Raw genomic sequence first — 14601 nt, forward strand, 5'->3', positions numbered from 1 at the left:
CCCTCCCCGAGCCTCTCCCCTTGGGAGAGATGGCGCGAAGAGTGGTGAGGGAAAAGTTAGAGCTTGTGCGCCATGCGTGCGCGCTTGGTGTCGAGATAGCGCTTATTGAACCTATTCGGTTCGGCGACGAGCGGGACGCGCTCGCTGATGCGGATGCCGTGCGATTTCAGCGCCTGCTCTTTTGCCGGGTTGTTCGACAGGAGCTTGATCTCCTGCATGCCGAGATCGCGAAGCGCTCGCGCCGCCAAGCCATAGTCGCGGCTGTCAATCGGTGCGCCGACTTCGATGTTGGCTTCGATCGTGTCCAGCCCCCGATCCTGCAGCGCGTAGGCCTGGATCTTCTTGAACAGGCCGATGCCGCGGCCCTCGTGATAGGGAACGTAAACGATGGCGCCATAAGGCGCCTCGCTGACGATCTTGAGCGCGGCCTGAAGCTGCTGATGGCAGTCGCAGCGCAGCGAATGGAAGATGTCGCCCGTGACGCAGCCGGAATGAACGCGGACGATCGGAATGGGCGCCGCACCGTTGATCGCGTTTTCATCGCGATGAATCAGAACCAGAATCTGCTCTTCCGGACTTTCGCCCTGATAGGCATGCGCCTCGAGCATCAACTCCCTGCCCTGGAAATCGATGGGGAGAATGGTCTCGACGGACCAATCGGCTGGCAGTTTCACGGACGTCAATGCACCCGACTTCATCGTTAAATCGCTCCGGGATCTCGAAAAGGCATATGCCTCATTTGCGGTTGGAACGCAAAGTCTCCTGCCGCGATGGCCTCTCCGGTGTTCCCTAGGGAACAGCCGAAGGCAAAGAACTCCGCCGACACCCTAAGGTGGGCACAGCCGTTGGGAAGATTTAGGACGTCAGGATGACGCGGGCGAGGCCGTTCGACTGGAACCGGAATAAGTCCAGAAAAGGTTTCTCAGCCGCGCATCAGTCTTGCGAATTCGATTTTGGGACAGCGGTCCATCACGACGGTCAGCCCGGCTTCGCGGACCAGGGCGGCGGCTTCCTCGTTTATCACCCCGAGTTGCATCCAAATCACGCTTATCCCGAGGCGATCTTTTTCGGCGATCGCTTCGCGGACGACGGCAAGCGCCGCCTCGGGCGCGCGAAAGATATCGATCAGGTCGATCGGAGGCGGCACGTCGGCAAGCGATGCGTAGACGAATTGGTCGAGAATGGTTTTACCGGCAACGGTCTGATTAACCGGCCGCACGATGTATCCCCGGTCGAGCAAAAAGCGCATGACGCCATGGCTCGGACGCTCCGGCTTGGGTGATGCCCCGACCATGGCGATGGTTTTGACGCGCGTCAGGATTGCGCGGATCGTCGCGTCGTCCAGGCCGTCGCGCATCATTCGGAGTCCGTTGGCAGCGTGACCCTGCCGTCGGCAGCGAGCGGCATGAATGGATTGAAAGCGACCTCCCAGAGATGGCCGTCCGGATCGGCAAAATATCCGGAATAACCACCCCAGAATGTCTTCTGCCCAGGCTTCCGCAACTTCGCGCCCGCGTTCACCGCTTCACGTAGAACCTGCTCAACTTCAGCCTCTGAATTGACGTTATGGGCCAGAGAAATTCCAGAGAAACCCTCACCTCCAGAAAGAACCTCGGCATCCTCAGCCAGCGCGGCACGACCAAACAACGAGAGCACAACGCCCCCTGCATCAAAAAAAGTCACGGCGTCTTGGCTCGCAGGGGATGCCTTAAAGCCCAACGCTTCATAAAATTTCCGAGCCTTTCCGACGTCCGCCACGCCCAACGTGACGAACGAAATGCGAGCTTGCACTTCAGTGATCCTTCCACTCGGGATGGCGCTTCTCGATGAACGCGCAGATGCCTTCGCCCGCATCGGCCGTCATCATGTTTTTCACCATCACCTCGCTGGCGTAGGCGTAGGCTTCGTCGAGCGTCAGTTCAGCCTGGCGATAGAACGCCGCCTTGCCGATGGCGACCGTCGCCTTCGATTTCGCGGCGATGATGCGGGCCATGCCAAGCGCCTCGTCCATCACTTGATCCGGCGGCACAACGCGGTTGACGAGACCGAAGCTCAGCGCGTCAGTGGACGAAAGCGCTTCGCCGAGAAGAAGCATTTCCATCGCCCGCTTGCGGGGCACGTTGCGCGATAAGGCGACCATCGGCGTCGAGCAGAACAGCCCGATATTGACGCCCGGCGTCGCGAAGTCTGCTGTCTCGGCTGCTACAGCCAGGTCGCAGGTGGCGACGAGCTGGCATCCGGCTGCCGTGGCGCGACCTTCGACGGCGGCGATGACCGGCTTCGGACACGCAACGATCGCCTGCATCATCGCCGAGCAGGCCGTCATCGTTTCGCGAAAGAACGCCTCGCCGCCGTCATTATCGACACGATGGGCCGTCATTTCCTTCAGATCATGGCCCGACGAAAAGACTTTGCCGCGCGCTGCGAGAATGATTGCGGCGACAGTCGGATCGGCGCCCAAGCGTTCGATTGCGCCATGCAGATCGCGGATAACGGCTCGCGACAGAGCATTGCGCGCTTCTGGCCGGTTGAGTGTCAGCCGCGCGACGCCCGGGGCAGGTGTCTCGGTCAGGATCAGAGGCGCCGCCGGGGGCGAGAGGTCTTGCATACGATCCATGCTCTCCCGTGGGAACGACGCGCTTACTGTAGCGCCTTCTCGATTTCGGCGCGATGGGCTTTGACGATGTCGACGTTCTCCTTGAACTCAAGACGCGGCGTCGTCGCGATCGCCTCGTTCAACTCATCAAGCAGCTGCTTCTTGTCGGCGTCGGGGATCGTGTTGTCCTTCTGGACTTCCTCGCGCTCCTTCTTCAGCGCATCGACCGGATCGACGAAGTTGCCGGTGCCGGAATCGAGCCCGGCCATCACGATCGAGATGTTGGCGGCGACGTCGTCGAGCTCGGCGAAATTGCCGAACCCGTGCTTCTTGGCGATGGCTTCGAGTTCGGATTGAAGACCAGCGTCGGGCTTGTCGCCTGCTGCCTGGATCTTGCTGGCAATGGCGGCGAGATCGGCTTGAGCGGAAATGAAGTGCGTGACCTGCTCGTCGGTGAGCTTGATCTGCTTGACGTCGTCGGTCGATGTCGCGCCGGGGCCGCCCGTGTCGCTCTGCGCCGGCGGAGGACTGGCGGGCGCGGCGGCATCTTCGGCATGAGCCAGCGCGATGCCGGCGGCGAGACCGAGCCCTCCGATCAGCGCGCGGAGCGCAGCCTTGGTCAGAAAGACCGACATTCCATTCCTCCAAATCCCAGTTGCCGCGTTGCGCGGAATTATTGCGACAGACCTCTTACGCCCAGTCGGACGACAATGAGAAAGCTTCCCCTGCCCGGCCTTTAGATTTTCATGCCGGTGTGGCGCGGGAAGATCAGCGCATGTACCGCATGGCGTCTGCACCGCCAATGAACAACGCATGCCGACAATCCTCGTCCTCCATGCGGTAATTGGATACCGTTTGCGGTATTATTTTACCGCATTAGACTAAGCCATTTATATTGTTGCTTTTTCCTCGTTTTTTCAAAATCCACTTGCGCCCAGCCTGCGTTTTCGATTATGCACGCCGCTTCTCGGAAGGTCGCGCGGACTGCATCAGGACCAGCGCAGCCGTCCCCCAAGGAGCTCAATAGAATGTCTACCTATGTCGCCAAGCCGGCCTCGGTGGAGAAGAAGTGGGTGCTGATCGACGCCGAAGGGCTCGTCGTCGGCCGCCTCGCCGCTCTCATCGCGACGCGCCTCAAAGGCAAACACAAGCCGATCTACACGCCGCACGTCGATTGCGGTGACAACATCGTCGTCATCAACGCCGAGAAGGTTGTCTTCACCGGCGCCAAGCGTGAAGACAAAGTCTACTACAAGCACACCGGCTATCCGGGCGGCATCAAAGAGCGGACGCCGCGCCAGATCCTCGACAGCAAGCATCCCGAGCGGATCATCGAGAAGGCCGTCGAGCGCATGCTCGCGCGCGGGCCGCTTCATCGCCAGATCATGCGCAACCTTCGCGTCTATAAGGGGACTGCGCATCCGCATGAAGCACAGAACCCGGAAAAGCTCGATATCGCGAAGCTCAACCGTAAGAACGTGAGGGTCTGAGACCAATGGTAACCGAAACGAAGACCCTCGCAGATCTCGCTGCCGTCAAGGGCTCGGAGCCCGAGGCTGCGCCGGTGCGCACGCAGAAGCTCGACAAGCTCGGCCGCGCCTACGCGACCGGCAAGCGCAAGAACGCCGTCGCCCGCGTGTGGCTGAAGCCCGGCAAGGGCACCATCACGGTCAACGAGAAAGACTACAAGACCTACTTCGCGCGGCCTGTGCTGCAGATGCTTCTGCAGCAGCCGCTCGATCTCGCCAACCGCGCGACGCAGTATGACATTCGTATTTCGGTCGCGGGCGGCGGTCTTTCGGGACAGGCCGGCGCGGTGCGTCACGGCATCTCCAAGGCTCTCACCTATTATGAGCCGGAGTTGCGCGGCGTGCTGAAGAAGCAGGGCTTCCTGACGCGCGACAGCCGCGTCGTCGAGCGCAAGAAGTACGGCAAGGTGAAGGCCCGCAAGTCCTTCCAGTTCTCGAAGCGCTAAGCGGGGCGCAACAGTTCAGACCAAAGCACAGCCCGCCACCCGGCGGGCTGTTTGCTTTTCCGTGGCCGAAGGGTTGTCGCAGCGGCGCCCGGATGCCACATAGCCACTGTTTGGCCGGCAACGGCACTCGCCATATGACCGGGGGGTCGGAGAAAGAATGGACGCGGTATTAAACGGCATTCATGAGCTTTGGACCGTACTCATCACAGATATCGGCTACCTCGTCTCTCCACACTGGTGGCGAACGCATGCCGTGCCGCTGTTCAACATTCTGATGATCGACCTGACGCTCGCGGGAGACAACGCGATCGTCGTTGGCATGGCCGCGTCGCGGGTCGAGAAGTCGATGCGCACGAAGGTGATCTTCTGGGGCATTCTCGGCGCCGTCATCCTGCGGATCATTTTTTCCGGCGTCGCGCAGCAGATGCTGCAGGTGATCGGCCTGACGCTCGCGGGCGGCATCTTGCTCTTGTTCGTGTGCTGGAAGATGTACAAGCAGATCGTCGAGGCGGATACGCATTCGATCGACCACGTGGAAAAGAATCTCGCCTCCTCCGAGCCGCATCCCAACCCAGTCAGCTTCTGGGGAGCGTTGTGGACGATCATCCTCGCCGACCTGTCGATGTCGCTCGACAACGTGCTGGCGGTCGCGGGTGCGGCGGGTGAATCGACGCTTGTCCTGATCATCGGCCTCGCCATCGCCATCGTGCTGATGGCCGTCGCGTCGACCTACATCGCGAAGCTGCTGGCCCGTTATCCATGGATTGCATGGATCGGCCTGCTCATCATCCTGTATGTTGCGCTCGATATGATCTATCGCGACAGCCACCGGATCGCGTGCGCGAACTACGGCATAGGCTGTTCGGAGACGATCTGGGAAGGCATCAAGCATCGGCTCGGGATGTGGTTCAGATGACGACCGCGACAAAGACAAAGCTCGCTCGAGTATTCATCGACGGAGAGGCCGGCACCACCGGTCTCGAAATCCGCGAGCGGCTGGCCGGCGTCGCCAGCATCGACGTCAAGAGCATCGAGCCCGCAAAGCGGAAAGATCGCGAGGCGCGGGCCGAGATGTTGCGCAACGTCGATCTCGTCGTTCTGTGCCTGCCGGACGATGCGGCGCGGGAGACGGTGGCGCTGGCGGATGAACTCGGTGCGCAGGCGCCGAAGATTGTCGACGCTTCGACGGCGCATCGGATTGCCGACGGCTGGGTCTATGGCTTCGCGGAAATGACGCGCGAGCATGCCGATGCCATCCGCACGGCAACGCGGGTCGCCAATCCGGGATGCTATCCGACGGGAGCGATCGCGTTACTGCGGCCGCTTGTCGATGCCGGCATCATCGAGCCCGACTATCCGATCACCGTCAACGCCGTTTCCGGCTACTCAGGTGGCGGGCGGACGATGATCGAAGCCTATGAAGCCGGAACCGCACCTGCGTTCGAGCTTTACGGGCTCGGTCTCGAGCACAAGCACGTCCCCGAGCTGCAAAAGTATTCCGGCCTGACGCGGCGGCCGATCTTGGTGCCGAGTGTCGGAAACTTCCGGCAGGGCATGCTGGTCTCGGTGCCACTGCATCTCGATACGCTGCCCTCCAAGCCGTGCCTGCGCGATATCGAACTGGTGCTCGATGAGCATTATCGCGGCAGCGACATGGTCAGCGTCATCGCCGAGCCTTCGGCGCGCATGAGCCGGCTAGAGGCGGAAGCTTTGAACGGCACGGATAAGCTCGAACTCTATGTCTTCGGCAAAGCGGCGCTGAACCAGGCGGTGCTGGTGGCTCGCCTCGACAATCTCGGCAAGGGCGCGGCGGGCGCTGCCGTCCAGAACATCAAGCTGATGCTCGGCCTCGGCTAGCATAATAGTCGCGCGGGACAACGCCTGCGCGGCGCGTCGCGTGCAGATGCACGACCGCGAGAATAAAAACCAGCGCGCCGATCGCCTGATGCGAGAGTGCCACGTCGAGGCGCACGTGCAACAGCAGCGTCGCGATACCAAGTGCGATCTGCAGAACGACAGCAGCGCCGAGCCACTGGGCCGTCAAACGGATGCGGTCGTCGACCGGCGCCCGGCTCGTCAGCCAGATCTCGAGAAAAGCCAATGCGGCGACGAAATAGGCCATCATCCGATGATTGAACTGGGCCGCGGCATGGCTTTCGAAGAAGCTGAAGTAAGCGGGTTTGATCCAGTAGTCGCTCGGTACGAACTGGCCATTCATCGACGGCCATGTGTTGTAGATGTATCCAGCTCGGAGGCCGGCAACGAATGCGCCGAGCATGACCTGGACGAGTATGGCAGCGATGATGAAGGCCGCCATGCGCCGGATCAGCGGGGTTGCGACTTCTCCTGTGACGCGCGGCTGACCCGGCCATTCTTCAAGCGCTGCCCAGACCAGCAAGCCGAGGATCATGAACGCGGTCGTCAGATGGAGCGCAAGGCGATACTGACTGACCTCGGTGCGTTCGCTCAGGCCCGAACTCACCATGTACCAGCCGATGGCGCCTTGAAGCGCGCCTAGCGCCAAAATGCCCAGAAACTTTTTGCCGGTGCCGCGTTTCAGTTTACCCGTCCACCAGAAATACAAGAACGGAAGCGCGAAGACGAAGCCGATGGCGCGGCCGAGCAGGCGGTGGCTCCACTCCCAATAATAGATGAACTTGAAGTCCGATAGGGACATGCCCTCGTTCATCGCGGCGTATTGCGGGATCTTCTTGTATTTCTCGAATGCCGACATCCAATCGGCTTCATTGAGCGGCGGGATGGCGCCGAGCAGCGGCTGCCATTCCGTGATCGAGAGACCGCTTTCGGTGAGCCGCGTCGCGCCGCCGACAACGACCATCGCAAGGACGAGCGCCGCTACGATCCAGAGCCACAAGGAGACGGAGCGGCGTCCGGCGCCTCGATCGTCTGCCGCAGTTGCGTTTGGATTATCGGAAAGTTGCATCGCGCTCATCGCCGGGGCATATCCTCGGGCCGTTCCATGGCGGGTGTGATACTCCTTCACCGGGGGCGAGCAATGCGCCCATGCGGCGCGGGGCGCGATATTCCGGCAAAACCTGGCGAAATCCTTAAGCGAATGACGCAACGCAAAAGAAAGCTTATCGGCACCATCGCGCTTCTTATTCTCGTTGGCGTCTACTCTGTTCTGGCGGTCGCTGTCGCCGTCGTGCTGCAGGTTCGCAACGTCAGCAAGGTGGCGGAGCTTGCGTATTATGTGGTCGCTGGATTGCTTTGGACCTTGCCGGCGGCGTGGCTGATCAGCTGGATGCAGCGTCCTGATCGCTGAACACCCGGAAAGCCTTTACGAACGCAGCGCCACGGCCTCTCTTGGCCTGGTCGCCTGTGCAATCCTCTGTGCCATCGGCGACAGAACGGGCTGCGGGCGACGACAATGATAAACCGCGATGTCGGCGACTTCGAAGCCCAGGAAATTGCCGAGGCCTTTTGCGCCCACGTGCTCGGGCGTGTCGCTGTCATTAACGACTGTAATCCCGGCGTCGAAGCGACCTTCGATAAATTCAAATAACTCCCGCGCCTCGTCGTGGCCTGCCGCGACTATGATGTGTTCGTAGACTTCATCCAAGGCGTCAAGCGTGACGTTCAGAAGATCGGGGTCGAGCTTCGCGCCGCCGTTCGCCATCGCCCGGCCGCTGGCGATCGCGTGAACGCGAGTGCCGGGAAGACGCTGGATGATGCCGTCGAAGCGGGCGCTGCCGTTGAGAAGATCGTTCCAACCGGGACTTGCGCTCAGCCCGACAGCGCGGGCGAAACCCTTCCCGCTCGGACTCCAATCGATCAGGATCGCCTGCGCGCCGCTGCCGGCGAGCGCCTTGGCCAATTCGATTGCCTCTTGGAACGGGGCGCTTGTGTCTGCCTCGCAGGTGATGAGCGTGCGAAAGCCGCCGGCCGATTGCGGATGCGTTTTCAGACATTCGGCGATCGTCTCTATTCCGACGATCCCAACGGGCGCGGTGGCGGGTTCTGCGGCTGAATGATCTATCGTGATCTCGGAGGTTTCGCGCGAGACCGAGGCCTCCGTCTCCGTCATTTCGCGAACGAGAGGATCATCCGGTTCCTCAGTCAACAACGGCTCAGCACGGCGGTTCGAAAGCGCGGCGCTCTCGGCCGCATTGGCCGACGGAAGGCTGCGGAGCGCCGTCATCATCACGATCCATGCGATGCCGAACAACAGCGCAGCGATTGTCGCCAGCGTCGTCATCTCGACGGTTTTCGGGAACGCGGGGCTGCGGGCAGGCTCGGCCTTCGACAGTATCCGAACGTCGGCGGGTTGCGTCTGCGCTGCCCCGGCGTCGGCAGGTGCCGAAAGAATCTTGCCATAGGATGCTGCGAGGGTATTGGCGATCTTGGCTGATAGCTCGGGGTTCAGCGAAGTGACGCCTATGGCGATGGCGCGGCCGCCGTCCATCGCGCGAACGTCGAGACTATTGCGCAAGCCGGTTATGACGTGAGCTGTCTCGTTACCGCTATGGAAGTGTCTCCCTACCCCTACTAGTCGAAGCATTGCATCGAGAGCATCGACAGGGCCCAGCGCACTATTGAATTCGCGCTCCTTGGCGAGGCCCAAATCAGCAGCCACCGAGGCCAAGAGATTTGATGACTGAAGAGTGCCGATATCTTTTGCGGTTGCGGCCGGATCGACGGTCGCCGGGGCCGCTTTCGAGACGACGGCGATCCTTACCTCGCTCTCGTAGCGCGGCGCGATCATCGAGAGAGATGCGTACGTCGCAATGCCAATCAGAGCACTGAAGAGAGCAAGCTGGCGGGCGGCTTTTTTCAGCGCATCGGCCACCGCTGGCGTTTGATTGGCCTCAGGCGCGACAGGCGCATGCGACAGCATTCGTGAAAACTCGACTAACGGGATGATAGCCGAGTAAGCATCCGGCGAAGTTAGCAGACGCTTAATTCAAGCTTATAAATTGCAGACAATCGCTCTATCGCGGGATTTTCGCGTCGAGCAGAAGGCAGAATGGAAACAGGCGCGCCCTCAAGTTGCCGATGCGCTTTTCAGATTTCTCGGCTCTCGTCTCGGGAAAAATTCCCGAAACTGCGATTTCGAACGTCATTAGCGGGATGAAAACGTCGATGCCCAACGTCCGCTTTCGGCGTTAGGCAACACATCAGCGTGAAATTGCGTCCATAGCGCGCTATTATTAAGAGATTGACGCAATTCCCCAAGCCGCGACGCCGGTTCGCGATAGTCGATCATCTCCAAAAGGCGCACGCGATTGAAGTTCGCGGCATAGCAACGGAAGTACGGCGTCATGGAGTGGCACGCTCCCACATTCGAATTTCGTTTACGAATGACCGATGCAGGTTCCCTGCCAAGGAAACGGTTTTAGATTACCTTTTTTTCCCGGCTTTGCTTGACGCGCTCTCCCGGGTGAGCGAAAGAAAGTTACAATGTTACAGAAGCCAGCATCGTTCCGCGCATGCCATTGAGACGCCGACTTCTCGCGCTCGTCGCGCTCGTTCTGGCGCTCTGCCTCGTCGGTGGAGGCGTGCTGACTTACCTGTACGGCTTGCGCAAGATCAATCTCGAAATGTCATCGGCAATCGAAGTCGCGAGCACCGCCGTCAGCGATGCTCTGTCCGATTTCGGGTCAAATGCGCCGGAAGACTCGCAGGTTCAAAGGATCATTTCGTCGTTCGATGGGGACCGTCATATCGTCGCCCGTCTTATCGCTCCGGACGGAACGGTCGTCAGCGCGTCACGTCTCGAAAAGCCGAAGGATCCGCCGCCGAACTGGCTTTATAGTTTGCTTTCGGGCGAACCGCGCTCGCGCAATTTCGGTCTGCCGCCCGGTTCCAAAAAACCCGGCACTATCGAAATCAGCGCCGATCCGCATAACGAGGTGGGCGAAGTCTGGGAAGACCTGCAGCTGAAATTTTTAATCGTCGCGAGTTTTTGCGTCGTCGTTCTGGGCCTGATCTACGCGACACTCGGGCGGGCGCTGAGGCCGCTTGAGCAGTTATCGTCGGCGCTCGAGCGCGTCGGCGAAGGCGATTATACGGCGCACGTATCGGAAACCGGTCCTGAAGATCTGAAATTGATTTATCAGGCGTTCAACCGGATGGCCGATCGGCTCCGTTCGGCCGAACAGCAAAATCAGCGGCTCAACGAGCAGCTTCTGACCGTTCAAGAGGAAGAGCGATCCGAGATCGCGCGCGATCTGCATGACGAGATCGGGCCCTTCCTGTTTGCAACCGACGTCGATGCACAAGCCATTCCGCTTCTGGTATCGCGCAATGCTTCGAACGATATCCTCGATCGCGGCAAGGCCATACGACAATCGGTGCAGCACATGCAGATTCACCTGCGCGCGATTCTGAGCCGACTGAGGCCGGCGCTGCTGATCGATCAGGGATTGTCGATCGCGGTCGAACAGCTCGTCGCATTCTGGAAGGCGCGGCGGCCGAACATCACATTCACGACCGATATCGAAGACACGCGATTTTCGCCCAGCATCGAAGAGGTCGTGTTCCGGATTTTGCAGGAAGGCACGAGCAATGCCGTGCGCCACGGCGAACCACGCGCGATCGGGCTCACGGTACGTCAAACCGCCGACGGCAAGCTCAAAGTTCTCGTATCCGATGACGGTTCGGGAATTGCGGTGAAGGGTTCCCGCGGCTTCGGGCTCGCCGGCATGCGCGAGCGCGTTACATCTCTTGATGGCCAAGTCCGGATCGCCGATCGCGAAGAAGGCAAAGGCGTCATCCTGATTGTCGAAATTCCACTGCCCCCGACACGAAACAAGAAAAACAACCACCAGTCGTTGACCACGAGCGCAGCATGAAAATTTTAATAGTTGACGATCACGGCGTCGTTCGCGAAGGGCTTCGAAAGCTGTTCGTCGCGCATTTCGAAGCAGAGGTTCTCGAAACGGCGGGGATTGACGATGCCCTCGCGATCTATGGCCAGGAACGCCCCGACGTGGTGGTGCTCGATCTCAACCTTGAAGGCGCCGGCGGGCTTGAAGTTCTGCGGCGCATTCTCGGCTTCGACAGCAACGCGCGGGTCGTCGTATTCAGCATGCATCATGAGCCGATCTACGCCGTTCGCGCCCTTCGAGGCGGCGCCCGTGGCTACGTCAGCAAGAGCGCGCCGGTCGAGGAATTGATCGCGGCCATTCGCAAAGTGCGCACCGGCGAACAGTATATCGACAGAGATTTGGCGTCGCGTATCGCCGTCAGTCAGATCTCGTCGGATGATCCGCTGCAATCGCTTTCGATCCGCGAGGTCGAGATCCTGCGCATGCTCGGTCAGGGCAAGAGCATGACGGCGATCTCGGAAAGCCTTGGGATCGCCTATAAGACCGTCGCCAACATCTGCACGCAGATGAAAGTCAAGCTCGGCGTCGACCGCACCGCCGATCTGATCCGGCTTGCGATTGAGACGCTAAAGGCCTGATCTGGCTTCCGGCGAAACAAGAAAGGCGCCGGCTTACACCGGCGCCCTCACGAATATTCAGTCTGCGGCGGCCTTACTTCTTATCGTCGTCATCGTCGTGCTTGGTGCCGGCCGTCGCTTTGATGTTGTCGAGCCCAGCCTTGAAGATGCTGGAAATGACGTCACGGGCTTCCTTGTCCGTTTTGCCGTCGGCGGGATCGAAAACAGCCGACCAGGCAAAGTTGATTTCATCCTCGTCGTCATCGTCGGGCGTCAAGGCAAATTGCGCCTGATAATTTTTGACAGGCAGCGGGCTTTCGAGGATCTCGTAACGGTAGAAGTTCGGCTTCACGTCGAGCAGTTTTTCCTTGATCTTGCCGCCGTCCTTCAGCGTCAGCACGCGGACCTTGGCGTCGCCCTCGGTGCTTTCCTCGCAGCTTGCGATCGCGGGATGCCAATCCTTGATCGCGCACCAGCCGCCGAACTTCTCCCAAAGCCGCGTGCGCTCTTCATCCATCTTCTTCGGATCGACCTTGAGTTCGAGCTTCTTGCCGACGGCGATGCTCGCTGCATCGGCCATCGTTGCAGCTCCAAACAGCCCGGCGACGGCTCCGGCGATCGCAAGGCCTTGTGCGAATTTCATTGCGCTTCACTCCCATTGCTTTTTTGTCAGCTTCCACGCTCTTACGAAAAAAGCGATCGGAGCCAACTTCACAACCGCGTTACTTTATTACAATGGGAAAAATGGACCAGGATTCTTGGTCCCAACGCTTGGTGAACAAGCCTAGGGATCAGGCGGCCGCGGTCCTCAGATGAGCCCGGGTATCGAAAAACAGCGCCTGACTGACGATCGCCATGACCGTGTCGCGCTGGAACGGCTTCGAAATCAGGAATGTTGGCTCGGGGCGTTCGCCGGTGAGAACTTTTTCCGGATAGGCGGTGATGAAAATAATCGGCACTTCGCCCTCGGCGACGATCTCCTTGGCCGCCTCAAGACCGCTGCTGCCGTCCGCTAGCTTGACGTCGGCGAGAATGAGCCCCGGCTTCCTGCGTTTCACGGCGGCAAGCGCCTCGTTCTTGGTGGTCGCGATTTCCTGAACGGTATGGCCGAGGCTGGTGACGATGGTTTCGAGATCCATCGCGATCAGCAATTCGTCCTCTATGATAAGGACATTGGTCGCGACCTGGTGGGCGATTTCCTGACCCGCGACCTCCAATAATTTTTCGACGTCAGACTCGCCGATTTCAAGGATCTCCGCCGTTTCGGCGGAGGTGAAGCCTTCTACCGCGACGAGCAGGAAGGCCTGGCGCGGCAGCGAGCTGATCGAATTGATTCGATGCTGAGCGACGACGAGCGGATTTGCCACCTCATCGCCGCCGTCGGAATCGAGCCGGACAGAGTTCCAGACTTTCAGGAACAGGTGATAGAGCGCCGTTCTCGGCGCCATGTTGGTCGGGAAATCGGACGGTGTCGAAACCAGACCCTCAAGCAAGGTTGCGACGTAGGCATCGCCGGTCTGCTGCGCGCCCGTCAACGTCCGTGCGAACCGCCGCAGGTACGGCAAGTGCACGCGTATTGTTTGCGCCATCGACATTTTTTCGAACCTCCCAAGCCCACCGGACAAGCAATCCGATCCCCGGGCCGCCAGCAGCCGCGCCGCAAAAACGCGAGAGTGGCCAATCTGCACCATTACGTATAACGCAAATGGCAGGCAGTTGGTTCCCTTCCGGAACGAATTCTTTTGAGAAGCGTTTGATGATCGGCCCCATTACACGATGCTCCAAAAGTTTGTCTCAATCGGGGCCGTGCAAGGCTCCAGAGGGCCACCGGGGTTCAAAAATGCAACACCGACTTGAAACACCAGACGACTGCAGACGGTCGGAGGGCGACCTGCTCGAACAGGAGCGCGACGTCTCCGACCCCGACGTCCCCCGGCCTGCCGTTCCGAAGCTGCCGGGATTTGCGGCGCAGCTTATCGGCCAGCGCATGCGGGCGATGTATGAAACGTTCGCTCAAGAGCCGGTCCCAGACGACCTTCTAGAACTCGTGCGCAAGCTCGAGGCTAAGGAGGAACCCAAGTGACGGAGGGCAAGAGTTTCGGGGACGCTTTGATCGAAACGATCCCAAATCTCCGAGCCTTCGCCCACTCACTCAGCGGAGATTCCCAACTCTCGAACGATCTCGTTCAGGAGACGTTGCTGAAAGCCTGGGCTCATAAGGATTCGTTTGTACCGGATTCAAACCTCAAGGCTTGGCTGTTCACTATCCTTCGGAACACTTATTTCACGCATTACCGCCGGTCCCAGCGCGAGGATCTCGACGAAGACCACGCTGCGATGAACGCCAGTGTTCCGCCGCCGCAGCTTGCGCAGCTCGAGTTCGAGGACATGCAAAGAGCGCTGATGCGGCTAACGCCGGATCATCGCGAAGCGCTGCTGCTCATTACGGCGGAAGGGTTTTCCTATGAAGACGCGGCGCGGGTTTGCGGCTGTGCCGTCGGCACGATGAAGAGCCGGGTTAACCGCGCCCGCAGCCGGTTGCTCGAAGAAATGACCGGTGAAGTGACCGAGGCTTCGCCGGGGAACGATCAGGGCAGTGTCAAAAGCTCATCGGGGAGCTGA

18 protein-coding genes are annotated in these 14601 nt (G+C 60.1%); 9 read left to right on the top strand and 9 right to left on the bottom strand.

Annotated features, from left to right (window positions below; all coding sequences use genetic code 11):
- Positions 1 to 56: 56 nt before the first annotated feature.
- From QM780_RS07445 to QM780_RS07465, 5 genes are all read right to left on the bottom strand, one after another.
- A complete protein-coding gene (locus tag QM780_RS07445; protein WP_415069836.1) occupies positions 57 to 698 on the bottom strand; it encodes a GTP cyclohydrolase II in 642 nt (213 codons plus the stop codon).
- A 224-nt stretch (positions 699 to 922) separates the two neighbouring features.
- A complete protein-coding gene (locus tag QM780_RS07450) occupies positions 923 to 1360 on the bottom strand; it encodes a CoA-binding protein (protein ID WP_415069837.1) in 438 nt (145 codons plus the stop codon).
- Entirely contained in the window at positions 1357 to 1791 is a 435-nt protein-coding gene (locus QM780_RS07455) for a VOC family protein (RefSeq protein ID WP_415069838.1), read from the bottom strand. The genes QM780_RS07450 and QM780_RS07455 overlap by 4 nt, the downstream gene beginning before the upstream one ends.
- Position 1792: 1 nt before the next feature.
- The gene (locus QM780_RS07460) at positions 1793 to 2608 is read right to left on the bottom strand and encodes an enoyl-CoA hydratase (protein WP_415071984.1); all 816 of its coding nucleotides are present in this window, start codon (positions 2606 to 2608) and stop codon (positions 1793 to 1795) included.
- 32 nt (positions 2609 to 2640) lie between these two features.
- On the bottom strand, positions 2641 to 3231 hold the full coding sequence (locus tag QM780_RS07465; RefSeq protein ID WP_415069839.1) for a hypothetical protein: 591 nt from the start codon (positions 3229 to 3231) through the stop codon (positions 2641 to 2643).
- A 393-nt stretch (positions 3232 to 3624) separates the two neighbouring features.
- Here QM780_RS07465 and rplM point away from each other — a divergent pair, with 393 nt between their 5' ends.
- The 4 genes from rplM to argC all read left to right on the top strand — a co-directional run bounded on the left by rplM (position 3625) and on the right by argC (position 6428).
- Positions 3625 to 4086 (top strand): 50S ribosomal protein L13, encoded by a 462-nt coding sequence (gene rplM / locus QM780_RS07470; protein ID WP_415069840.1) that lies wholly within the window; start codon positions 3625 to 3627, stop codon positions 4084 to 4086.
- Between the two features lie 5 nt (positions 4087 to 4091).
- A complete protein-coding gene (rpsI, locus tag QM780_RS07475; RefSeq protein ID WP_415069841.1) occupies positions 4092 to 4571 on the top strand; it encodes a 30S ribosomal protein S9 in 480 nt (159 codons plus the stop codon).
- Positions 4572 to 4728: 157 nt separating this feature from the next.
- The gene (locus tag QM780_RS07480; RefSeq protein ID WP_415069842.1) at positions 4729 to 5487 is read left to right on the top strand and encodes a TerC family protein; all 759 of its coding nucleotides are present in this window, start codon (positions 4729 to 4731) and stop codon (positions 5485 to 5487) included.
- On the top strand, positions 5484 to 6428 hold the full coding sequence (argC, locus tag QM780_RS07485) for an N-acetyl-gamma-glutamyl-phosphate reductase (RefSeq protein ID WP_415069843.1): 945 nt from the start codon (positions 5484 to 5486) through the stop codon (positions 6426 to 6428). Before QM780_RS07480 ends, argC begins: the two co-directional genes overlap by 4 nt.
- On the opposite strand, the gene QM780_RS07490 is transcribed toward argC, so the two are convergent.
- Positions 6403 to 7524: a COX15/CtaA family protein gene (locus QM780_RS07490; protein ID WP_415069844.1), complete on the bottom strand. Its 1122-nt coding sequence runs from the start codon at positions 7522 to 7524 to the stop codon at positions 6403 to 6405. The two genes, argC and QM780_RS07490, sit on opposite strands and share 26 nt — an antisense overlap.
- A gap of 123 nt (positions 7525 to 7647) precedes the next feature.
- Between QM780_RS07490 and QM780_RS07495 the strand changes: the two genes are divergently transcribed.
- On the top strand, positions 7648 to 7857 hold the full coding sequence (locus QM780_RS07495) for a DUF2842 domain-containing protein (protein WP_415069845.1): 210 nt from the start codon (positions 7648 to 7650) through the stop codon (positions 7855 to 7857).
- 15 nt (positions 7858 to 7872) lie between these two features.
- Here QM780_RS07495 and QM780_RS07500 read toward each other — a convergent pair whose 3' ends face one another.
- A complete protein-coding gene (locus QM780_RS07500; RefSeq protein ID WP_415069846.1) occupies positions 7873 to 9429 on the bottom strand; it encodes a hypothetical protein in 1557 nt (518 codons plus the stop codon).
- 592 nt (positions 9430 to 10021) lie between these two features.
- On the opposite strand from QM780_RS07500, the gene QM780_RS07505 reads away from it, so the two are divergent.
- Both QM780_RS07505 and QM780_RS07510 read left to right on the top strand, forming a co-directional pair.
- Entirely contained in the window at positions 10022 to 11386 is a 1365-nt protein-coding gene (locus QM780_RS07505) for a HAMP domain-containing protein (protein WP_415069847.1), read from the top strand.
- Complete coding sequence (locus QM780_RS07510) at positions 11383 to 12000, top strand: response regulator (RefSeq protein WP_415069848.1); 618 nt, start codon at positions 11383 to 11385, stop codon at positions 11998 to 12000. Before QM780_RS07505 ends, QM780_RS07510 begins: the two co-directional genes overlap by 4 nt.
- A gap of 73 nt (positions 12001 to 12073) precedes the next feature.
- Here QM780_RS07510 and QM780_RS07515 read toward each other — a convergent pair whose 3' ends face one another.
- Both QM780_RS07515 and QM780_RS07520 read right to left on the bottom strand, forming a co-directional pair.
- Positions 12074 to 12622 carry an SRPBCC family protein gene (locus QM780_RS07515; protein ID WP_415069849.1) on the bottom strand — a complete coding sequence of 183 codons (549 nt, stop codon included), beginning with the start codon at positions 12620 to 12622 and terminating at the stop codon, positions 12074 to 12076.
- A gap of 148 nt (positions 12623 to 12770) precedes the next feature.
- Entirely contained in the window at positions 12771 to 13574 is an 804-nt protein-coding gene (locus QM780_RS07520; protein WP_415069850.1) for a response regulator, read from the bottom strand.
- 245 nt (positions 13575 to 13819) lie between these two features.
- On the opposite strand from QM780_RS07520, the gene QM780_RS07525 reads away from it, so the two are divergent.
- A complete protein-coding gene (locus tag QM780_RS07525) occupies positions 13820 to 14062 on the top strand; it encodes a NepR family anti-sigma factor (RefSeq protein ID WP_415069851.1) in 243 nt (80 codons plus the stop codon).
- Positions 14059 to 14601 (top strand): sigma-70 family RNA polymerase sigma factor, encoded by a 543-nt coding sequence (locus tag QM780_RS07530; protein WP_415069852.1) that lies wholly within the window; start codon positions 14059 to 14061, stop codon positions 14599 to 14601. Before QM780_RS07525 ends, QM780_RS07530 begins: the two co-directional genes overlap by 4 nt.

It is taken from the genome of Hyphomicrobium sp. (assembly GCF_047600905.1).
Classification (GTDB): Bacteria; Pseudomonadota; Alphaproteobacteria; order Rhizobiales; family Hyphomicrobiaceae; genus Hyphomicrobium_B.